Consider the following 20,892-nt stretch of genomic DNA (forward strand, 5'->3'; position numbering starts at 1 on the left):
ATTATCTGGAGTGAAATCATGGAAAACCGAAGGAAACCTGCGTCTCTCGCCGCCACGCTCGACATAAACTGCGACTGCAAAGAATATGTTCTGGATTACCTCCTCCACAGCTTCCCGACCCAGCTTCATGAGAACTTCACCGACGGCGACGGCAATCTCGCGTCGAGGCCAGCCTATGACGAGGATGGCAATGCCGTGCAGTGCCGCGAGGCTTGTCAGCGGCGCGACCGGCTGATCGAACAATTGGCATCGATGGAGCCGGTGCAAGGCGCACTGGACCAGATCGTCCAGCGGTTCGGGACAGATATGGTGGCCGAGGTGACCGGCCGTTCGCGCCGGATCGTTCGCAAGGTCGATTCGAATGGCGACCGGCTCGCTGTCGAGAACCGGCCTGCCCAGGCCAACCTCGCCGAAGCGCAGGCATTCATGGAGGATCGCAAGCAAATCCTCGTATTCTCCGATGCCGGGGGCACAGGACGCAGCTACCACGCCGATCTGGGCGCGAGGAACCAGCGGCTCCGCCATCACTATCTGCTGGAAGCAGGCTGGAAGGCCGATGCCGCGATCCAGGGCCTGGGCCGCACCAACCGCACCAATCAGGCGCAGCCGCCGCTGTTCCGGCCGGTGGCCACCAATGTCCAGGCGGAGAAACGCTTCCTCTCAACAATTGCGCGGCGGCTCGACACTCTGGGTGCGATCACGCGCGGACAGCGGCAGACCGGTGGTCAGGGGCTGTTCCGCCCCGAAGACAATCTCGAAAGCCCCTATGCCCGCGATGCGCTGCGCCAGCTCTATGTGTTGATCTATGCGGGCAAGGTCGAGCGATGCTCGCTCGCGATCTTCGAAAGCATGACCGGCCTGTCGCTGACCGACAGCAGCGGGTGCCTCAAGGACGAGTTGCCGCCGATTACGACCTTCCTGAACCGGCTGCTGGCGCTTACCATCGACATGCAGAATGTGCTGTTCACGGTGTTTGAGCAGTTGCTCGGCGCCAAAGTGCAAAGCGCAATCGCGGCGGGCAGTTACGATCTCGGGCTGGAGACGCTGACCGCCGACAGCTTCACCGTCACAGCCAGCGAGCCGATCTACGTCCATCCGGCCACCGGCGCAGAAACCCGGTTGCTCACGATTGCAATGCAGGAGCGCAACCAGCCGGTGCCTCTCGAAAAGGCGTTCGAACTTCGGCGTGAGCCCGGCGCGCGGCTGTTGGTCAATGCCCGCTCGCGGCGCGCAGCAGTCCAGCTTCCGGCTCGCAGCCTCATGCTCGACGATGGCGAGGTTGAGCGCCGTGTCCGGCTGATCCGGCCAATGGAGCGGCTGAACTTCGCCCTGACCCACCTTCCCGAGACCAACTGGCAGGAGGTGGACGAGAGGACATTCGCGACCATCTGGCAAGACGAGGTGGTGCAAGTCGATGAATTCACGACAAGCGAACTGCACATCGTCACCGGCCTGTTGCTCCCCATCTGGAAACAGCTTCCCGAGGAATCGACGCGTGTCTACCGGCTCCAGACCGACGATGGCACCCGCATTGTCGGCCGCAGGGTGTCCGCAGCATGGGCAGCGAGCGCGACAGCCAGGCCAGACGCGCCAGTGTTATCGCCACCACAGGCAATCGCATTGCTCCGTGAAGGGCACGCAGTGCTCGACCTTGCCGATGGGCTGCAACTGCGCCGGTCGCGGCTAATGCAGGTGAACCGGATTGAACTCACCGGGTTTGGACCGACGGCGGTCGACCGGCTCAAAGCCATGGGGCTGTTCTCCGAGATCGTCAGCTGGAAACTGCGTCTGTTCGTGCCCGACGACATCGTGACAGGGTCGGCTGTGCTTGAGCGACTGTTCGAACGGCACCCCTTGGCCCGAATTAATGATCGAAAGGCTGCCTGAGATGGCAAAGCTCTCCACGCGTGCGGCAGAATTGTGGGAACGGCTTGCGCAGAACGTGCAGGCCGTTTGCCGCCATTATCTGCCCGCAGGCAGGCGTGAAGGCCGTTACTGGATGGTTGGCGATGTCGCGGGAACGCCCGGGCGCAGTCTCTATGTCCGCCTTTTCGAAACCGAACGCGGCGTGATCGGCAACTGGGTCGATGCCGCAACCGGTGAGCATGGCGATCTCGTTGATCTCATCCGGCTCAACCAGCGGCATGGGCGTCTTTCCGAAACCATTGAGGAAGCCGAACGATTCCTCAGCCTGCCACCTTCGGCTTCGGACGATGAGCGCAGTGCCGCGTCGTTCGCCAAGCCGGCGCGCGCAGGGTCCACAACCGCTGCCATACGCCTGTTTGCCGCCTCGAAACCACTGACCGGATCATTGGCGAGCACCTACCTACGATCACGTGGCATCACACGCGTATCCGACCTGCCAGCCCTGCGCTTTCATCCGCGATGCTACTACAGACCAAATGCGGACGATGATCCAGCAACTGCGGGCGCTTTCCCGGCACTGATCGCAGCAGTAACCGACAACGACGGCTTGCAGACCGGCGCCCATCGCACCTGGCTCGATCCATCCGGCTGCGCGAAGGCCAAAGTCGCATCGCCGCGCAGGGCGATGGGCAACATCCTCGGCAACGCCGTAAGGTTCGGATCTGCGGATGATGTCATGATCGCAGGTGAAGGCATCGAGACCATGCTGTCCCTACGTGAAGTTCTACCAACCATGCCAATGGCAGCCGCAACCTCGTCAGCCCACCTTGCCGCCATCCTGTTTCCGCCAACACTTCGAGGCCTCTACGTAGCACGTGACCGCGATGTTGCAGGCGACGCGGCGTTTGGCACCCTGATCGACCGCACGAAGGCAGCAGGGATCGAACTTATATCACTCATGCCTGACCTCTCTGACTTCAATGACGACCTCCGCCAGCACGGCGCTGGTGAACTGGCGGAACGGGTCCGCCATGATCTCCGAGAGCAGGATCAGACACGCTTTTCCTTCAACATTGGCTGAGCCGATACGGGGTTGGAGGATGGGGCGATGGCTGCGTGCATAGGACTTGAGCCAAGACCTAGCCCAGCCCGTCCTTCTTCGAGCGGCGTCCGAGAGACCGGCTGCCGCGAGGCCGCAATGGCGGTTATGCGGCTATTTTCCGGCGGCGCATCCGCGCCTTTCCATCGCGAACCAAAATAGCCGCCCGCCCGCCATCCTCCGCTGCGCTTCGGTCCATGTGGATGCAGCCTCGCGGCAGCCGGTCAGAGGGACGCCCATGAAGGCCGGGCAAGTTGCCCGGTCCCAAAGCCCCAAGGACCGATGCGATGACCACCATGCCCGACTCAGAACCCGAACACGAAGCCTCAGCCACCGCCCATCTCCTCGATGAAATCGCGCTCTACGGCTATCGCCCCTTCTCCGACGAAGCCGACCCGCGGCCGCTCCCCGAAGAGCGCATCGCCGCTGGCGCCGTCGCCGACATGTTCGATGCTCTCATCGCCACCATGATCGACACCAGGCTCGAACCCGATCTGGAGGACCTGTGCTGGTCGCTCGCCTATCTCTTCCACCGCGCCGAAGCCCGGATCCAGCGCGAGCTCGACGATAACGAAGATGCTCAGAAGCGCAGCCAGCGCGAGCAGGATGGCTCCGAGGTCATGTCGGTCGAACTCGAACGCCTGCTGCGCGAAGGCACCGGCTTGATCGAACGCCGCAACGCCATGGAATTTATGCGCGATGCGGCCGGCGACCAGTTCGAAGCGCATTTCCGCAAAGCCTGGACCCCGCGTACCGGGTCACTCGTCAACCATCGCACTATGACAGCCGCCATGATCGACAGCCGGGATTTTCTAGCCGCGAAGCGTCGCTCAGAAACCGAGCCGCTGCTGCCGGTAGGCACCCGCATCGCGTTCACATCCGGACCTGAGTATCAGAACCACAACCGGATATGGGCCGTGCTGGACAAGGTGCTCGCCAAATATCCAGACATGGTCCTGTTTCACGGCGGCAATCCCGCCGGCGGCGAACACATCGCTTCGCTCTGGGCGCGCAATCGCAAGATCACCCATGTCCCGTTCCGGCCAGACTGGGAGCGCTTCAAGAACGCCGCACCGTTCCGTCGCAACGACCAGATCCTCGAAGCTCTGCCAAAGGCTGTGGTTGCCTGTCCAGGAAATGGCATCAACGCCAATCTCGTCGACAAGGCGCGCAAGATGGGAATTGCGGTCTGGGCAATTGAATGAGCACTATTGGTCCATATCGCCCAATGTCTGACCTGATCCCTCCTACTACTCGAGACCGTGGTCGTTCAATTGTTGGTGCTGAAGGTTAAAAAACTGCCGCTTTAAAGCAATGGGATCGTCTATAGAAAACCTACTGGTGACTAATCGGGGGATACAGCTGCTTGGCTGTTTTCTTGATCACCCGAGTTCGCAGCAAATAACTGCTAATCGTTAGACGAGCTGCCCTTCGAAATGAAGGGGGCAAGAGAGCAAAGGTCTGCAAGCCCTCACCTCACACGGATTGCTTCAGCCAATCCACCAGCACCCTGACTTTGCGCGGAACGTAGGCGCTGGAAGGATATAGTATCCAGGCAGCGGTGTCGAAATCGGCAGCGGTCGCCTCCCATTCGGGGAGCATATCCACCAACGCCCCGCTGGCAAGGTCCTCGGACACCATCCAGTCGGCAAGCAGCGCTGGCCCCATACCATCCGACGCAGCCCTGCGGATCGCCGGAGGGCTTGAGATCGCAAGCCGTCCGTGAACCAGAACCCGCCGGACCTCGCCACCGCGCCGGAACGACCATTGCGAACGGTAGCCCGGCAGCGTCAGCAGCAGGCATGACATCGCCGCAAGATCCTCCGGCGCAGCAAGGTTTCCGCTGCGGGCGAGCCAGTCGGCGCTTGCCACCACCCGGTAGCGCGTCGTCATCAGCCGCGTAGCGACCAGATCGCCGCTCGGCCGCACTGCGAGCCGCAGGGCAAGGTCGATACGCTCTGCCGCGATATCGACGACTGCGTCGGTCAGCATCGCCTCGACGGAAATCTCCGGGTAAAGCTGCATGAAGCGGTGAAGGCGCGGGGTGAGCCAATGGGTACCAAAAGCGGTCGATGCCGTGATGCGCACAAGGCCAGAAGGCTCGGTCAGCACATCACTTGCTGCGGCGCGCGCCGCATCGAGCTCTGCCACCAGCGTGCCCGCGCGCTGCAGGTAGATCGCACCGGCCTCGGTCAGGTTAAGTCGGCGCGTGGTGCGATCAAACAGACGGAAGCCCAGTTCGCGCTCAAGCCCGGCGATGGTGCGTGAGACGATCGAGGGATCGACCAGCCGCCGGCGCGCGACGGCTGCAAAAGACCCCTCCGTCGCGACATCGACGAAGCATCTGAGGGCACCAAGCGAGACATCATCCGTATTCATTAATGCTATCTTCGCATGAATATAGTGCGTTTGGCAATCTTTCCGTCACAGTGAGCACGCTTCATCTTGGTTCGCTCACAAACGGAGACCATGATGATGACCCACATTCTCAGACTCGATGCCTCGGCCCGTCCCGGACCGAACCTGGCAGGTGCCGAACAGGCGTCGTTCAGCCGCGCGCTCGGCGATGCTGTGCTCAAGGGACTGGTGGCGCACGGGGCGCGGCTCGGCGTCGAGCGCGACCTCGGCGGGAACCCGCTGCCCGCGATTGCCGATGCGACCATCAAGGGCTTTTACGCTCCGTCCGAGGCAATGACCGACGCCCTGCGTGCCGCCACCGCCTTGTCCGACACCCTGATCGCCGAAATCGAAGCGGCCGATGTGCTGCTCATCACCACCCCGATCTACAATTTCGGCACGCCTGCCGCGCTCAAGGCGTGGATCGACCAGATCATGCGCATCGGCCGAACCTTTGCCTATGAGGAAGGCGCGTTCCGCGGTCTGGTCGAAGGCAAGCGCGCCTATGTCGCCTATTCCTACGGCGCGCGTGGCTATGGCAAAGGCGGGGCTCTCAACAGCTTCGACTTTCTGCGACCCTATCTGACGCTGATCCTCAACTTCATCGGCATTACAGATGTCACCAGTTTCGCGGTCGAAGCGACCACCGCCGATGCCACAACCGTCGATGCGGCGATGGCCGCAGCGCTCGCCGAGATCGAGCGTCACTTTGCGTCCGAAGGAGTAGCGTGATGCTCAACAATGATATTGACCTCACCGGCCAAACAGCCATCGTCACCGGGGCGAGCCGCGGGATCGGTGAGGCGACCGCATGGCGTCTCGCGAATGCGGGTGCCAACGTGGTTCTCTTCGCCCGCTCGGGCGCGGCGATCGAAAGCATCGCCGCTGCCACTGGTCCCCGCGCGCTCGCGATCGCCTGCGATGTGGCCGATTGGGAATCTGTCAGTTGGGCCATTGCCCGTGCGATCGAGCACTTCGGGCAGATCGATATCCTGATCAACAACGCCGGGGTGATCGATCCCATTGCCCGTATTGCTGACGCCGATCCGGAAGGTTGGAGCCGCGCGGTCGACATCAACCTCAAAGGCGTGTTCCACTGCACTCGCGCCGTTCTGCCAGTGATGAAGATGAGCGGCGGGGGGACCATCATCAACATCTCGTCGGGTGCCGCCACCAGTGCGCTGGAGGGGTGGTCACACTATTCGGCGACGAAAGCCGCGGTGCTGATGTTTACGGCCTGCGTCCACAAGGAGGAGGCCGCTAACGGCATCCGCTGCGTTGGCCTGTCACCGGGAACGGTCGCAACGCAGTTCCAGCGGACGATCCAGGCAGCCGGGATCAACCCTGTGTCGAAGCTGGCGTGGTCGGATCACATCCCGGCCGAATGGGCCGCCGAGGCCGTGGTATGGCTGACGAGCGATGCTGCGCACGTGCATGATGGCGGCGACTTCTCGATAAAGACCGACGTAGGGCGCGCGGCCGTCGGTCTTCCGCCGCTTTAGGCCAACCGAAACGACCGCTCAGGGGCCGACACGAGATATGCCGCTGGTGGCCGAATTCCGATTGAAGCAGCCGGGCAGGTTTCAATGACCCGAAAGGGAGAGCTGCCTTCGCATTGCGTTGCCGCCTTTCCCGAAAACGATGGTATTTCGGGAACGAACCTATGTCGAATAGAGCGGCTAGGTGTAGACGCTTGCAATCGAACATGCGCTGCTCGCAATCGAGGCAGATTTTTGCTCAGATTATCGGCCACTCGGCGCGGGGCGCTACTCAAGGTAATTGACGCCGTACTCGCAATTATCGGCGTTCCCCTGCAATCGAAGTGAATTGCTCAGGCCATGTGACAATGAAAGTCCCTAAGGTCTAGCGATATCCTGTTCGCAAGGTTGCAGGCGCTGTATGCGTTGCATTGTGGCAACGCCGCTGCGAGGTTGCAGCGGTCGGCATTGTAGGGAAATTGCAGCCTTGATCGCAGACTTCTATTTTGGCGTTGGCAGCCGCTATTCCTACCTGGCTTCGACCCAGCTTGCTGCGCTCGAAGCCGAAACGGGAGTGAAGTTTAACTGGCTCGCTGTAGACAGCGCTCAGCTGATTGCGACGGCGCATGGCGGGCGCAGTCCCTTTGCCGGCACGAATGGCTCCGGCCAATATGACTGGGGCTATCGGCAGAAGGACGCTGAAGCATGGGCGGCGCTTTATGGTGTGCCCTTCCGCGAGCCGCATGGCCGTCTTGCTCTTGACCCCAACCTGCTCTCGCTTGCCTGCACGGCTGCGCGGGGGCTCGGCGTCGCCGAGGCCTACGCTCATGCACTGCTTCGCGCGGTTTTCGCCGACGATCTGCCTGCCGTGGACCGCGCTGTATGTATCACATGCGCTAGCAGGGCAGGACTGGACCGAGACGCCTTTGCAAACGCACTTGATGATGAGAACACATGGAAAGAGCGAGAGCGGGTTACGGCGAAAGCGATAGAGCAGGGTGCGTTCGGTGTGCCGACCTTCGTTGTCAATGAACGGCTGTTCTGGGGCAATGACCGCATAGTGCTGCTGCGCCATGCCTTGCTTCAAACAGGACCGTTTTAAGACCTTACAAAGCGGCATTCCGGATCGCGCAGCGCCGCGAAGATCAGTAGCTACTCGGCCTGCAGTTGGGAATACCAGTATCGTCGGGCGACCCTATTTCGGGTTCCTGGACACACCCCGCTCTTTGCGGCCAATCCGTTGGCCGACCCCAAGCCTCCTTCAATCAACCCGTAAAGGGTCCGCTACGCTCTGCGTGCGGCCACTGCGGCTGCTCCTTCGTGGTGATTGCGGCTTTGCGCCGTCTGTCCGGGGCCTGTCGAGCAGGGATGGTCCCTGCTCCGAGACAGGAGCTCGAACATGTCACTCACCATCGCACAGCGTCACGCCTGGAGCCTCGCCCGCACCTTGATGGTCTGCGTCACCCTGTTCCACGCCGGTAACGGCTTCGGCGCAGTTCCCTCGTCCGAATTCGATGGCGATGCCGACAGCGTGATCCAAGAATATGACCCGTTCAATCCCTGACCGCGCAAATTTGCGCTGCGCCGCCTGGCTGGATGCCCATCGGGTATTCCAGCCGATGCGCATTTCTGCTATGGATTCCATGCACATTGCGCTGCGGTGGAGGTGGAGAGCGCGTCCCTTGCCCTTGGTTCCAAGGAGGACGCCATGCTGATCGGCTTTGCCCTGATAATCGTCGCAGTATTCCTTTGCTGCGCGCTTCTATTCCGCCTTTCGATCTACGCCTTACCGTTATTCGTCGCGTTTCTTGCGGGTTCGGCGACTTACCGCACCGACAGCGGCATTCTCGCTGCGCTCGCCGCCGCAGCCATATCTGCGATCATCCTGCTTGCTGCAGCCCGGTTAGCACTGGCGTTTGCTAAGTCCGAACTGACACGTGCTGCGGTCGGCGTCACCTTTGCCGCGCCCGCAGCTGTTGCGGGCTATCACGCAGTGCATGGCATTGCGGCGGCGACCATGCCGCCAAGTGCATGGCAACTCGCCTTATCACTGCTCGGCGCTGCGATAATCGCGGCTGCATCCTGGACGCAATGGAGCCGCGCCCGTCCCTAGCTTTTTCATTTTCCAAGCCCCGCTCGGCACATGCCCGGCGGGGCTCGCACAGCCAAATCGGCCAGTACGAGGCAGGCGTTGTGTTCGAGTGGCAGTTTCTGCGTCCCTCTTCTTGGGTCAGGTTGGTCTGGGCGTTTGCGCGGTCGAAGCGAGGCCGAGAATCCGCAGTCGGTTTTGGGCTGGCTAGTGGCGGACCGATTGCGCTGATCTCAATCAGGCCCGGATTGGCGCATGGCCGTTGCCGATATCTGCGATTGCAGTGACGACTAGGCAGCACACCCGTGACGACACCTTTCTCATCGCCGTTCGGTCTTGGAAGTCCGGGAAGTGCCATGGCTCCCGATCAAGTGTCATCCGAGCCCAATGCCGCCTCTTCAATGGCTTTGGTTGGCAGGGGATGGCTTCGCCGCTTGATCCCTTGCTGCAACGCCGTCTGCACCGACTTTCTTCCCCTGGGCGTGCCGCCCATTCCTCGCGAGGCAAGAAAGCCGTCTGGCCGTCGTCCTCCACTGCGTTTCGGCCGTTCCGGTGCAGCGGGCGCAAGCCCCCGCCTTCAACCAGCCATCGAGGCCGCGATGGGCGCGGGTTCGACCAACTTGAAGGAATGCATCATGGCCAACATCGGAACTTTCACCAAGACCGGCAACGAATACAAGGGCGAGATCGTCACCATGTCGGTGCAGCAGAAGAACGTCCGCATCGTCCCCGATACCAGCGACAACGAAAATGCGCCGTCGCACCGGGTTTTCGTCGGCCGCGCGGAAATCGGCGCCGCCTGGACCAAGACCTCCAACGAAGGCCGCGAGTATCTCTCGGTCAAGCTCGACGATCCCAGCTTCACCGCTCCCATCTTTGCCAACCTCTTCGATGACGAAGACGGCAAGAGCTTCAATCTGATCTGGTCGCGCGCCCGCCGCACCAACGGCGACTGACCGCACAGCCAGCCCCGCCCGGCACCTGCCGGGCGGGGCATCGGCTTCCTTATTGATCAAATCCAGCGGGGGGATCGGCGAGAAGGTAAGCTGGCTTTACATCAAGGGCCTGCGCAGTCTCATGGATCGAGAGGAGCGTGGCATTCTGACTGCCGCGTTCAATCATGCTGACATAGGCGCGATCAACACCCATCCGTTCGGCCACCGCTTCCTGGCTCAAGCCAGCGGCGATGCGATAGTAGCGCACATTGGCACCGAACAGTTTGCGGATGTCCATCCGCAGCTTAGAAACCGGTCGCGTATTCTCGTGCTACGTATTATAATACGCGGAGGGGCGCGGTGCTCAGGCCGAATTCGATTTCGACCCCTGTGAGAGCTTATCCTCACGAGCGCAGAAGTCTCTCCGCATGAGGGGATAAGATTAGTTTTCGCCATTTTGGAGGGTCTTCATGCTAGGAGAGAGGGCATGCCGAAACGAGTCGAAACTGAAGGCTCGGACCATGACGATCGTTCCTTTTGAAGACAGCCCGCCCCTCTCGGATACGGTAACGCCGTATGACGAGCGCCATTTTGTCACATATTTACGGCTACTTGACGCCGCCGATGAAGGTGCGGACTGGACCGAAGTTGTGCAGATCGTCTTTGGGATCGATCCTGCCCTGGAACCGGTCCGGGCGCGTCAGGTCCATGAGACCCACCTCGACCGAGCACGCTGGATGACGTCCCACGGCTACCGACATCTGCTCGATAAAAAGCAAAAAGGCTGAATTCTCGGACACGGATTGGACCCCTTGCACTAAACGCTCCGTCAGAATTTCTGCGCCTCCGGGCATAAGCATCCCCAGATTTTGATACTTGCGGCTTACCCTTGGTTAACAAAGACTTGATGCTTGGCCTTTTTGCCTGTGTTTTGCAGGGGTCTCTATGCCCGGTGGTTCGTCATGGCGGTCACCATCGACCGCGGATCAATATCGCGATCACGACTATGCGGACTTCGCGCAGGAATTCCTGCACCGTAATGCTGATTACCGCCGCGATTTTGCCGAAACCCAAGAGCGCATTGCTCGCTTCCCATCGGTCGAACACAATGAAAAGGAGGGCCTGTCCCGGCGATGGGGCCTGAGCTTTCCCCACCGATCCGCAAGCAAATCCGCGCCAGAGCCCGGCCCATTGGTCGCCCAGCGCATCGCCCGACGTGATTATCGTCGAAACTGCTAACCCGGCCCCCCCGCTGATATGGCTGTCCAGCTGCAAGCCGCTGGCAGAGGTGTCGACATCCGACGGCAAGCATCTTGTTTACGCTAGGGACAGCTACAGACTGCGACTTTGCGTTCGTTTCAGGTCCGCCCTGCCCGTTCCCGCCGTCTCGATACCCTGCGATGAGACATATGAATTGCGCATCGCGGCTGTCACCCGCATGCACCTGATAGCCCGCACTAACAGCGCCTTACCCCAGAGCGCTCACGTCATGACACGCAATCAACGGCTACGGTTGACCCGCTTCCTCGCCATCCACGATGCGCTCGAAGCGGGCGCCTCTTCGCGGGACCTCGCCTACGGCCTGATCATTCCCAACCACCACCGACTTGTCGGTGCGACCTGGAAAGCCTCGAGTGAGCGGCGGCAGGTTCTTCGGCTGATCGCCCAAGCGCGCAGCCTCGTCTCCGGCGGATTTCGCGATATCCTCTTACACCGCTGACCGAGACATTCGGGGTGACAAATTACGGCACGCGCATTCGGTCACTCCCTGCCCATGCCAATCCTCCGCCAAAGCTCGCGAACCCCAGCGACAGCCCGCTGCTGCTGCCAACCTTCGCCGGAGCCTTGCCATGGATGCCAGACCCACCCCCGTGACTGCACGATTTTTGCGGACGCCTGATGCTGCAGTGCACCTCGGGCTTTCGGCCCGCACCCTTGAAAAGCACCGCTGTTTCGGGACGGGGCCGGTCTATCGCAAGCTCGGTGGCCGGATCGTCTATGCGGTGACAGATCTCGACGCATGGGCAGAGCAAGGGCTGCGGCGGTCAACCAGCGATCCCGGCAACGGCATCGTCCACCCAGCCAAGCGTCTTGATGGCTATACTCCGCCGGTCCGGCGCTAAGGCACGCGATGCGACGCCTGTCCGCCTTCCCAGCCAAGCCTGCTCAGCTTGACCTGTTCATGTCCCAAGGCCGCGATATTGCCGCGCGCGACGCGCAGGACCTGATGGCTTGGCCGTTCTTTAGCCTCGCCAAATCAAAGCGAGTCCGTCCGATCGATTTCCGGATGGGTGAGGTTTCGATCCTCGTCGAGGCGACAGCCGAACATGGCATGGCGACTATCTGGGACGCTGATGTCCTCATCTGGGTAGCGAGCCAGATCGTCGAAGCGCGCGATGCCGGTCGGCCTACCTCGCGGTTGATCGCCGCGACCCCGCACGAGATCCTTGCCTTCACCAGGCGAGGCACAGGCAAAGCCAGCTATGAGCGGCTGAAGGCCGGGCTGGATCGCCTGCAATCGACCACCATCGCGACCTCCATCCGCCAGCATGATGCGCGGCGGCGGCACCGCTTTTCGTGGATCAATGAGTGGAAGGAGCGTCTCGATCATTCGGGTCGCGCGCTCGGGATCGAGATGATCATTCCTGACTGGTTCTACGAAGGCGTGATCAATCAGGCGCTCGTGCTCACCATTGATGCCGATTATTTCGCACTAACCGGTGGTCTGGAGCGCTGGCTTTATCGCCTCGTGCGCAAGCATGGCGGCAAACAGCGCGGAGGCTGGAGCTTCGACTTCCAGCATCTGCACATGAAGTCAGGTGCGCTCTCCCCGCCCAAACGCTTCGCATTCGAGCTGCGCGACATTGTCCGCCGCCAAGCGCTGCCGGGATACACGCTTACCATCGAACATGCGCTCGGCCGCGAACGGTTGAACTTTGTCGCTGTCCGGCCCGATCCGTTCGACGCCGCAATGCGCCGTCTCGGACTGCGCTCTAGCAACCATCACCCTGTGGATATGTCATGATGCAGCACGGACTATCAGGAACCGCCCCGCTCGGACCATCAGGAACCGGAAGTTCGGACTATCGGGAACCGAAACGTCGTCCAAAGCGCCGAAAAACATCAGCAATTTGCGCCCTTAACTATCCTAACAAAGAATCCTTCGGATTCTTGCTAACGGCTGCGAGCCTGTGGACAAAAAGCGGGGCGGACCCCGAAAGGCCTGCCGGTACGAGGATGGGTGATGACCCGCAGCTGACCCATGTGACGCTGGTCTGGCGCGAGGGCCAGCATGAGGACTGGATCAAATTCGGTAACCCCGTTGCCGAACGGATCCGCAGCCGTAGCGAGCGGATCGAAAGCTATATGGCGGGCCAGGTGTTCGCTTTGGTCCGCTGGGCGTCCAACGATTATGGCACCGTCCGTTCAACCTTGGACATCGTACAAGCTGTCGGCCTAGGCGAGCATTGCGCAACCGTGCCGCAGGTCGACCCCGGCGGAGAACTGCTGCTTTCGGTCCATGGCTGGCCCAAGGTCGCGCAAGTCTTCCGCCTTATCGATGCCATCGAAGCGTCAGGCATAGACCCCTGCGGTGTTGCTCCGGAACATTGGCGACACATCCACAACAGGATGGCGGGCCGACTTACACCGCGTGAATACACGCCCGCGCGGCACCAAGCCTGGCTCCAGCGCAAGGCACTTTTGCCATGAAGCGGCGCAGCATGATATTTGCAGCCATCGTCGGTTGCGCAACGCTCTCGACCTTGGCCGTGCCCGTCGCGCGCTTCGCCGTGTGGAATGCGACCGCCTCGGTCCCCACCGGGCTCTACGCCATCCGTGGCAAGGCGAGCCTGCATGTTGGCGAGCGGGTCGCCATTGAACCGCCGCCCGAAATGCGCCGACTGCTCGCAGAGCGGCGTTACCTCCCGACAGGCGTCCCGCTGCTGAAGCGCATCGCGGCTGTACGCGGCCAGCGCGTCTGCCGAGATGCATTGAGCATTTCGATTGACGGCAAATATGTCGGCGCGGCGCGTCCGCGGGACCGTCTGGGGCGCGCACTGCCGACCTGGGCCGGCTGCCATGTGCTGCGCACCGGCGAGCTATTCGTGATGAACCCGGCAGCGCCCGACAGTTTCGATGGGCGCTATTTCGGCGTGCTGCGTCTGACACACGTCATTGGTCGCGCGGCCCCAGTCTGGACCGATGAAGCGGGCAATGGCGACCATGTCTGGTTCGCCGACCCGCGCGCCAACGAGACTTCCCTACCTTCAACCCAAGGAGATTGAACCCATGCGTATCGGAACTTTTCGTGCCGCCGGCGGCGGCTACAGCGGTCAACTGCGGACGCTGTCGCTGAGCATTGAGCTGTCACTCGTCCCGGCAGACCCATCGGACAGTGAGAACGCTCCGGACTTCCGTGTGGTTGCTGGCGAAGATGCGGACGCGCGCGAAATCGGCGCAGGCTGGAAGCATGTCGGGGAGAAGGCAGGCGACTATGTCAGCTTGCAGATCGATGATCCTGCGTTTTTGCAGCCGCTGCGGGCCAACCTTTTCAAGGGCGATGACAACGGCCATGTTCTGGTTTGGTCGCGTCCCGCGCGGCGCGAAAAGGCCAGCTGAGCCATGCAGCTCCGCCGCCTCAGCTTCGCCGCTTTGGCTGCGCTCGCTTTGTTCGGTGCCGCGCCTGCCTTTGGGCAGGACGCTGCCGACCCGACAGCGCCGCGCACCGTCGACATTGCAGCGTACGTTGCTGAGGCATCGCTGCGTTTCGGCATCCCGGAACAATGGATCTATGCGGTCATGCGGGCCGAGAGCGCTGGCCGGATCGGCGCGGTGTCGTCGGCCGGAGCGATGGGTCTGATGCAGCTCATGCCTGGAACCTGGGCGCGTCAGCGCGCCCGGTTCGGTCTCGGCAGCGACCCGTTCGACCCGCGCGACAACATCTTGGCTGGGACCAGCTATCTTCGCGAAATGTATGACAGTTACGGTGCTTATGGCATGCTCGCCGCCTATAATGCAGGACCCGGGCGCTATCAGGAGTGGCGCGATCGCGGTCGCCCGCTTCCCGCAGAAACCCGCGCTTATGTCGCAAAGATCGCACCGATGCTGCAATCGGACAACACGGCCACTGTCGTCGCCAGCATGTCGCCTGTGCCGCAAGTGCGCATTGCGTGGACGCAAAGCGGGCTGTTCACGGCGCGAACTGCCGCGACCGAGGCACCGCCGAACGCGGACATGAGCGAAGAAACGGCGGCTGCGCCACCTGCTTCGCTGCGTCCGCATGGCGGGCTGTTCGTCCCTGTCTCGGGGAACCGCGACCAGTGACGGGCCACCTCCCTTTCTGGCGCGTCATGGCGTGGACTAGCGCAATATTGTGCGGAAGCGGGGTTGCAGGAAAGGATGGGTCAGGAGGATGGCAAGATGAAAGCGGAGCCAGCCGCCGAGGTGTGGGGCCGCAGAATTGCGGGATTTTCACAGCCAGCCGCCCTGCCCCATGGCTGGCTCCAGTCTCGATAATTGTCGCAATTCCGCCGTTCAACGAGCCAGCCGCTGTATCGCATCGCTTGACCTCATGAGTGATGACGATCTGGAAATCAGGCCTGGGCGCATCCGAGATCGCAGTTCCGGCCAAGGCAAAGCGCGCACACTCAAAGCCCAACTGCGGGCACTTGCCAACCGGTCAGGCTGCGGCGGCCGGGCGGGTGGTTCCGCATCGCGGCGCAGCACAGGTCGCCTTGCCCGAGGCCGCATCGCAAGCCTGCAGGCAAGCTCCCGCGCAAGTCAGCGCCGTGTGATCGTCAAGGCAAGGATCGTGCGGCATCGCGGGGCGCGCTTCACTGCCGCGCCGCTGGCAAAGCACTTGACCTATCTCAAGCGCGATGGCGTGACCCGCGACGGGAAGGATGCGGCGCTGTTCGGCAGCGGCGACGAAACCGTCGACGGCGGAGCCTTCGCCGAGCGCTGCGCCGATGACCGCCACCATTTCCGCTTCATTGTCTCGCCCGAAGACACGGCCGAACTGGCCGATGTGCGAAGCTTCACCCGCGACCTGCTGACCCGGATGGAAAAGGATCTTGGCACAGGTCTCGACTGGGTCGCCGTTGACCATTGGAACACCGACAATCCCCACATCCACATTCTGGTACGCGGCAAGGCCGACGACGACCGCGACCTGGTTATCGACCGCAGCTACATCAGCGAGGGCATGCGGGCTCGCGCCGCGCAGCTGGTGACCATGGAATTGGGCGCACGGACCGAGCAGGACATTGATCGAAGCTTGGCCCGCGAGGTGCAGGCCGATCGCTGGACCGGTCTTGATCGCCAGCTGCAAACGCTTGGCGACGGCCTCGGCGGCGTGGTTGATCTGCGCCCCGATCCGCAGCGGATCGCCAACCCGGCCAACCAGCATCTCATCGGCCGCGCCACAAAACTCGAACGCATGGGCCTGGCAGAGAAAATTGCGCCTGGCTGCTGGCGGATAAAGCCAGCACTCGAGCAGACCTTGCGGGAGCTTGGCACCAGAGGTGATATCATCAAGACGATGCACCGCGCCATGACCGGGCACGGCCTTGCTGCTGAAGCGGGTCGATTTGCCGTTCATGATGAAAGGGCGAGCGAGCCTGTCATCGGGCGACTAGTCGAGCGTGGCCTGCACAATGAGTTGACCGGTCAGGCCTATGCCGTAGTCGACGGCGTGGATGGCCGGGTCCATCATTGCAAATTCTCCGACATCGACATGACCGGTGATGCTGCCACGGGTGCAATTGTCGAGCTCCGCTCCTGGACTGACCGGCGCGGCCGCGAGCAATCCTCGCTCCTGACACATTCCGACTGCGATCTTGCTAGCCAGGAGCGCAGCCGCGGAGCCACCTGGCTCGACAAGCAATTGATTGCATCGGAGCCGCTGCCGCTCGGTCCAGGCTTTGGCAGCGAAGTCGAAGCAGCGAAAACGCGCCGGCTCGATTATCTGGAAAGCGAGGGTCTTGCCCAGCGGCGCGGTGACCGCTTCGCCCTGTCCCGCAATCTGCTTGGCACCTTGCGCGAGCGCGACCTTGCCGACGCTGGTGCAGCACTTTCGCGTGAACATGGCTTGCCACACCGCCAAAGCCGATCATCCGGTGAGATGTCAGGCGTCTATCGCCAACGCATCCAACTCGCTTCGGGCCGCTTTGCGATGATCGACGATGGCCTTGGGTTTTCGCTGGTCCCTTGGTCAAAGCAACTCGATCGGCATCTCGGGCAATATGTGAGCGGCCAGCCTCGGTCTGGTGGTGGCATCGAATGGACACTGGGCCGAAGCAGGTCGATCGAGATATGATGTGGCAGGCTGAGCAGTATCGGCCCAATCTTGACAATCGCACCATCTGATGCGTATATTCGCGTCAGGAGAAACGATCATGGCAAGCGCAGCAATCACCCATCATGCGGCCCCGGCAGCAGCAGGCCTGCAGACCTTTTCGAGCGACGGCGACCGCAAGCGACTGACCGGCGCGGCCGTCAAGGCCGTGTTGCGGCTCGTCGATGCCTGGGGTGGCAGCAATGCCGAAGGTGCCGCACTGCTCGGCGTATCCGAGAGCACATGGGACCGGATCAAAGCGGGCAAATGGGATGGCACCCTGAGCCAAGACCAGCTGACCCGTGCCTCTGCCTTGATCGGTGTGTTCAAGGGGCTGCATCTGCTGTTTGCCGACGCGATGGCCGACCGCTGGCCGCGTCTACCCAACCGGGCGCCAGTGTTCGGCGCAAAGTCGCCAGTCGAGGCGATGATCGAAGGCGGCATTCCCCGCATGCTCGAGACCCGGCAGTATATCGACGCGCTGCGTGGCGGGCTCTGAACCGCACTACGCGCTGCCGCTGGTGCGTGAGGCGTTCCCGCGCACCATCAGGCTGGTCGCGAGCGCGCGGCTGCGCGAAGCCGTGCTCGCACCGCTGGTCGACGATTCCGAAGAGTTGGCGCTACTCGCCGAGATTGAGGGCGCGACCAGCGGGCGGTTGATTGCCGAGGAACGCGGGCTCGGTGCGCTCAGCCCCGAAGAACTGGTTCATGGCGTGCCGCATGCGCGCTTCATCAATGCCAGCTTCGCCTATGCCAAACCGCGCGAGCCGATGCGCTTCAACCCTGCAGACCGCGGCGCATGGTACGCAGCCCTCGCGGTCGAAACCTGCATTGCGGAAGTCGGGCATCACCTGACTAAGGCACTCGCTGACGCAGGCGACTTCAACGCGGTCGTCGAATATGGCGAAATGCTGGCGAGCATGGCTGGCGTGTTCGTTGACCTGCGCGAGGAAGCGGATCATCCCGCGCTCGATGCCGACCCCGCGACCGGTTATGCTGCTGGCAATATCCTTGCCGCGCAGGCACGCGTCGAGGGCCACAACGGCATCATCTACCACTCGGTCCGCCACGCAGGCGGCACCTGCATTGCTGCGCTCTGGCCCAACGTTGTGCAGTCGGTGGTGCAAGGCGCGATGGTTCGGCTGACTTGGTCGGGCACGCCGGACTATACGTGGGAACCGATCTAGCAATCTGCGCCAACCTGTCCGTTTCTGCGCCAAGGCCTGCACAACTCAACTCCCCGCTTGCCAACTTCTCCGAAGCTCACCGACGTAAGCGTGAACGATGCGGAGTTTCGCAATGTCAGCTTCCAAAATCCTTTGGGGTCAAATCCTCGCGGTGCTGATCATCATTGTTGCGGGCGTCTGGTCCGCAACCCAATGGACAGCCTCGGCGCTTGGCTTCCAGCCAGAGCTCGGCGTGCCTTGGTTCCACATGTTCGGCCATCCGGTCTATCGCCCCTATGACCTGTTCTGGTGGTGGTTCTCGTTCGACGCATACGCTCCAAAGATTTTCGATACCGGGGGGATGATCGCCACCTCGGGCGGGTTCGCTGCAATTGTGGTTGCCATCGCGATGTCCGTTTGGCGCGGCCGCGAGAACCGCAATGCCAACACTTATGGCACTGCCCGGTGGGCCACCCGCGATGACATCCGCAAGGCCGGATTATTGGCCGACACCGGGGTGGTGCTCGGACAATTTCAGAACAACTACCTTCGCCATGACGGGGCTGAACATGTCCTGTGCTTTGCTCCAACACGCTCTGGCAAAGGCGTCGGCCTAGTGATCCCGACCCTGCTGACCTGGTCGGGCTCGGCGATCGTGCATGATATCAAGGGCGAGAACTGGGATGTCACTGCCGGTTTTCGCAGCACGTTCAGCCGCACCCTGCGTTTCGATCCCACCAGTCTTGAGTCGTCCGCTTACAACCCGCTACTTGAAGTGCGCCGCGGCCTCAATGAGGTGCGCGACGTGCAGAACATCGCTGATATCTTAGTCGACCCGGAGGGCAGTCTCGAGAAGCGCAACCACTGGGAAAAGACCAGCCACGCCCTGCTGGTTGGCGCTATCCTTCATGTGCTTTACGCCGGTGCCGACAAGTCGCTCGCTGGCGTCGCGGCTTTCCTCTCCAATCCCGAAGAAACCATTGAGAACACGCTCTATGCGATGATGGACACCACGCATCTCGGCGAAGCGGGCCCGCACCCGGTCGTTGCCAGCGCCGCGCGCGAGTTGCTCAACAAGTCTGACAACGAGAGATCCGGCGTGCTGTCGACCGCAATGTCCTTTCTGGGCCTCTATCGCGATCCGGTCATCGCCAAGGTCACCAGCCATTCGGATTGGCGGATCGCCGATCTCGTCAGCGGCCGACCGACGTCGCTCTATCTGGTCGTGCCGCCGTCCGACATCAGCCGGACCAAGCCACTGATCCGCCTGATCCTCAACCAGATCGGCCGCCGCCTCACCGAAGAATTCGATCCTGCGACCAAGCGCCAGCGCGTTCTGCTCATGCTGGATGAGTTCCCTGCCCTCGGCCGGCTCGATTTCTTCGAAAGCGCCCTCGCCTTCATGGCGGGCTACGGCCTCAAAGCTTTCCTGATTGCACAGTCCCTGAACCAGATTGAGCGCGCCTACGGGCAGAACAACGCCATCCTCGACAATTGCCATGTTCGCGTTGCCTTTGCGACCAACGATGAGCGCACGGCCAAGCGGGTCTCCGAAGCGCTGGGCACAACCACCGAACAGCGGTCGATGAAGAATTATGCCGGGCACCGGCTGTCACCCTGGCTTGGCCACTTGATGATCTCGCGCTCCGAAACGGCACGCGCTCTCCTCACGCCGGGCGAGATTCTGCAATTGCCGCAGACCGACGAGGTTGTACTCTTGTCAGGGGCGCCGCCGATCAAGGCGAAGAAGGCGCGTTACTATGCCGACCGACGGCTGCAGTCCCGTGTACTGCCCGCCCCCGAGGGCTGCGGCCAGCCCGCCGAAGCGCGTGCCACCGATGACTGGAGCGCTCTGCCCCCGATTGAGCCAGACCCCAAATCATCAGAAGACGGCGGCTGCAGGATCGATCCTGCCAATGGTGGCTTGCGGCGCGAACCTCACCTACCCGAACATGTCGAAGTGGTTGCGCGACCCAAATCTCCTGCAGCGGAATTCGACTTTGCCGAATCTGACGCCGCAGACGCTGACCAATCAGCCGCTGACAACGAGCGGATCCGGCGCACGATGGAACGCGGCGCACGGCAGGCCTCGCTCGACCTTGGAGACGGGATCGAACTGTGAAGCTGAAGCGCACTTTCCGGCTGCCACCCGATGTGATCGACCAACTTGCCGAATTCGCAATGCGCAGGCGCGTCGGCCAGCCCGATGTGGTGGAGGCCGCTCTGCGGTCATTCATGTCGCCCGACAATCCTGAGCAGCTCGAAGCAGCGCTCAGCCGCCGCCTTGACCGCATCGACCGGCGGCTTGGACAACTCGATCAGCAGACCGAGATCACCACCGAGGCCCTGGCCTTGTTCGTACGGTTCTGGCTTACAGCCAATCCGCCACTGCCGGATAGTGGCCTTGCCGCAGCGCAAGCGCAGGGCAAGGAGCGCTATGAGGGATTTGTCGAGGCACTCGCGCGCCGATTGGAGGGACGGTCCCGGTTGGGCGATTTTCGACTCTAAAGCGACCACTCCCCCCGC

General features: G+C 62.1%; 25 protein-coding genes. 23 read left to right on the forward strand and 2 right to left on the reverse strand.

Annotated features, from left to right (window positions below):
* The 3 genes from AX672_RS14200 (at position 1) to AX672_RS14210 (ending at position 4,170) form a co-directional block, all read left to right on the forward strand.
* Complete coding sequence (locus tag AX672_RS14200) at positions 1–1,887, forward strand: strawberry notch C-terminal domain-containing protein (RefSeq protein WP_231731365.1); 1,887 nt, start codon at positions 1–3, stop codon at positions 1,885–1,887.
* Position 1,888: 1 nt separating this feature from the next.
* A complete protein-coding gene (locus AX672_RS14205) occupies positions 1,889–2,947 on the forward strand; it encodes a DUF7146 domain-containing protein (RefSeq protein WP_066652290.1) in 1,059 nt (352 codons plus the stop codon).
* A gap of 305 nt (positions 2,948–3,252) precedes the next feature.
* Complete coding sequence (locus AX672_RS14210; protein ID WP_066652291.1) at positions 3,253–4,170, forward strand: DUF2493 domain-containing protein; 918 nt, start codon at positions 3,253–3,255, stop codon at positions 4,168–4,170.
* 271 nt (positions 4,171–4,441) lie between these two features.
* Here AX672_RS14210 and AX672_RS14215 read toward each other — a convergent pair whose 3' ends face one another.
* Positions 4,442–5,344, reverse strand: coding sequence for a LysR family transcriptional regulator (locus AX672_RS14215; RefSeq protein ID WP_066652292.1), 903 nt, complete (start codon positions 5,342–5,344; stop codon positions 4,442–4,444).
* Positions 5,345–5,437: 93 nt separating this feature from the next.
* Here AX672_RS14215 and AX672_RS14220 point away from each other — a divergent pair, with 93 nt between their 5' ends.
* From AX672_RS14220 to AX672_RS14240, 6 genes are all read left to right on the forward strand, one after another.
* Positions 5,438–6,094, forward strand: coding sequence for an FMN-dependent NADH-azoreductase (locus AX672_RS14220; RefSeq protein ID WP_202189343.1), 657 nt, complete (start codon positions 5,438–5,440; stop codon positions 6,092–6,094).
* On the forward strand, positions 6,094–6,864 hold the full coding sequence (locus AX672_RS14225; RefSeq protein WP_066652293.1) for an SDR family oxidoreductase: 771 nt from the start codon (positions 6,094–6,096) through the stop codon (positions 6,862–6,864). The genes AX672_RS14220 and AX672_RS14225 overlap by 1 nt, the downstream gene beginning before the upstream one ends.
* 463 nt (positions 6,865–7,327) lie before the next feature.
* Entirely contained in the window at positions 7,328–7,942 is a 615-nt protein-coding gene (locus AX672_RS14230) for a 2-hydroxychromene-2-carboxylate isomerase (RefSeq protein ID WP_066652294.1), read from the forward strand.
* 297 nt (positions 7,943–8,239) lie between these two features.
* Entirely contained in the window at positions 8,240–8,404 is a 165-nt protein-coding gene (locus AX672_RS18910) for a hypothetical protein (protein ID WP_170233925.1), read from the forward strand.
* Between the two features lie 144 nt (positions 8,405–8,548).
* Positions 8,549–8,953 carry a hypothetical protein gene (locus AX672_RS14235; RefSeq protein WP_147161493.1) on the forward strand — a complete coding sequence of 135 codons (405 nt, stop codon included), beginning with the start codon at positions 8,549–8,551 and terminating at the stop codon, positions 8,951–8,953.
* A gap of 611 nt (positions 8,954–9,564) precedes the next feature.
* Positions 9,565–9,885, forward strand: a complete 321-nt coding sequence (locus tag AX672_RS14240) for a DUF736 domain-containing protein (protein WP_066652326.1) — start codon at positions 9,565–9,567, stop codon at positions 9,883–9,885.
* A gap of 49 nt (positions 9,886–9,934) precedes the next feature.
* On the opposite strand, the gene AX672_RS14245 is transcribed toward AX672_RS14240, so the two are convergent.
* A complete protein-coding gene (locus AX672_RS14245; protein ID WP_066652297.1) occupies positions 9,935–10,162 on the reverse strand; it encodes a helix-turn-helix domain-containing protein in 228 nt (75 codons plus the stop codon).
* A gap of 223 nt (positions 10,163–10,385) precedes the next feature.
* On the opposite strand from AX672_RS14245, the gene AX672_RS18325 reads away from it, so the two are divergent.
* The 14 genes from AX672_RS18325 (at position 10,386) to AX672_RS14310 (ending at position 20,874) form a co-directional block, all read left to right on the forward strand.
* Entirely contained in the window at positions 10,386–10,652 is a 267-nt protein-coding gene (locus AX672_RS18325; RefSeq protein WP_082730566.1) for a DNA -binding domain-containing protein, read from the forward strand.
* A gap of 157 nt (positions 10,653–10,809) precedes the next feature.
* Positions 10,810–11,103 carry a transcriptional regulator domain-containing protein gene (locus AX672_RS19125; RefSeq protein WP_168727490.1) on the forward strand — a complete coding sequence of 98 codons (294 nt, stop codon included), beginning with the start codon at positions 10,810–10,812 and terminating at the stop codon, positions 11,101–11,103.
* A gap of 49 nt (positions 11,104–11,152) precedes the next feature.
* On the forward strand, positions 11,153–11,584 hold the full coding sequence (locus AX672_RS18920; protein ID WP_269454053.1) for a DUF2285 domain-containing protein: 432 nt from the start codon (positions 11,153–11,155) through the stop codon (positions 11,582–11,584).
* Between the two features lie 130 nt (positions 11,585–11,714).
* On the forward strand, positions 11,715–11,987 hold the full coding sequence (locus AX672_RS14260; RefSeq protein ID WP_066652303.1) for a helix-turn-helix transcriptional regulator: 273 nt from the start codon (positions 11,715–11,717) through the stop codon (positions 11,985–11,987).
* A gap of 8 nt (positions 11,988–11,995) precedes the next feature.
* A complete protein-coding gene (locus AX672_RS14265; RefSeq protein ID WP_066652304.1) occupies positions 11,996–12,889 on the forward strand; it encodes a replication initiator protein A in 894 nt (297 codons plus the stop codon).
* 212 nt (positions 12,890–13,101) lie between these two features.
* Positions 13,102–13,575 (forward strand): DUF2840 domain-containing protein, encoded by a 474-nt coding sequence (locus tag AX672_RS18680; protein WP_066652308.1) that lies wholly within the window; start codon positions 13,102–13,104, stop codon positions 13,573–13,575.
* Between the two features lie 11 nt (positions 13,576–13,586).
* Entirely contained in the window at positions 13,587–14,150 is a 564-nt protein-coding gene (locus AX672_RS14275) for a S26 family signal peptidase (protein ID WP_231731367.1), read from the forward strand.
* Between the two features lie 4 nt (positions 14,151–14,154).
* Positions 14,155–14,484 (forward strand): DUF736 domain-containing protein, encoded by a 330-nt coding sequence (locus AX672_RS14280; RefSeq protein ID WP_066652310.1) that lies wholly within the window; start codon positions 14,155–14,157, stop codon positions 14,482–14,484.
* 3 nt (positions 14,485–14,487) lie between these two features.
* Positions 14,488–15,189 carry a lytic transglycosylase domain-containing protein gene (locus AX672_RS14285; RefSeq protein ID WP_066652311.1) on the forward strand — a complete coding sequence of 234 codons (702 nt, stop codon included), beginning with the start codon at positions 14,488–14,490 and terminating at the stop codon, positions 15,187–15,189.
* Between the two features lie 247 nt (positions 15,190–15,436).
* Positions 15,437–17,182, forward strand: a complete 1,746-nt coding sequence (locus tag AX672_RS14290; RefSeq protein ID WP_066652312.1) for a relaxase/mobilization nuclease domain-containing protein — start codon at positions 15,437–15,439, stop codon at positions 17,180–17,182.
* 79 nt (positions 17,183–17,261) lie between these two features.
* On the forward strand, positions 17,262–17,699 hold the full coding sequence (locus AX672_RS14295; protein WP_066652314.1) for an antitoxin Xre-like helix-turn-helix domain-containing protein: 438 nt from the start codon (positions 17,262–17,264) through the stop codon (positions 17,697–17,699).
* Positions 17,686–18,387: an RES family NAD+ phosphorylase gene (locus AX672_RS14300; protein ID WP_066652316.1), complete on the forward strand. Its 702-nt coding sequence runs from the start codon at positions 17,686–17,688 to the stop codon at positions 18,385–18,387. Before AX672_RS14295 ends, AX672_RS14300 begins: the two co-directional genes overlap by 14 nt.
* A 112-nt stretch (positions 18,388–18,499) precedes the next feature.
* On the forward strand, positions 18,500–20,488 hold the full coding sequence (locus tag AX672_RS14305; protein ID WP_066652318.1) for a conjugal transfer protein TraG: 1,989 nt from the start codon (positions 18,500–18,502) through the stop codon (positions 20,486–20,488).
* Positions 20,485–20,874: a CopG family transcriptional regulator gene (locus tag AX672_RS14310; protein WP_066531904.1), complete on the forward strand. Its 390-nt coding sequence runs from the start codon at positions 20,485–20,487 to the stop codon at positions 20,872–20,874. Before AX672_RS14305 ends, AX672_RS14310 begins: the two co-directional genes overlap by 4 nt.
* Positions 20,875–20,892 lie beyond the last annotated feature (18 nt).

It is taken from the genome of Sphingomonas sp. CCH10-B3, assembly GCF_001556185.1.
Classification (GTDB): domain Bacteria; phylum Pseudomonadota; class Alphaproteobacteria; order Sphingomonadales; family Sphingomonadaceae; genus Sphingomonas; species Sphingomonas aquatica.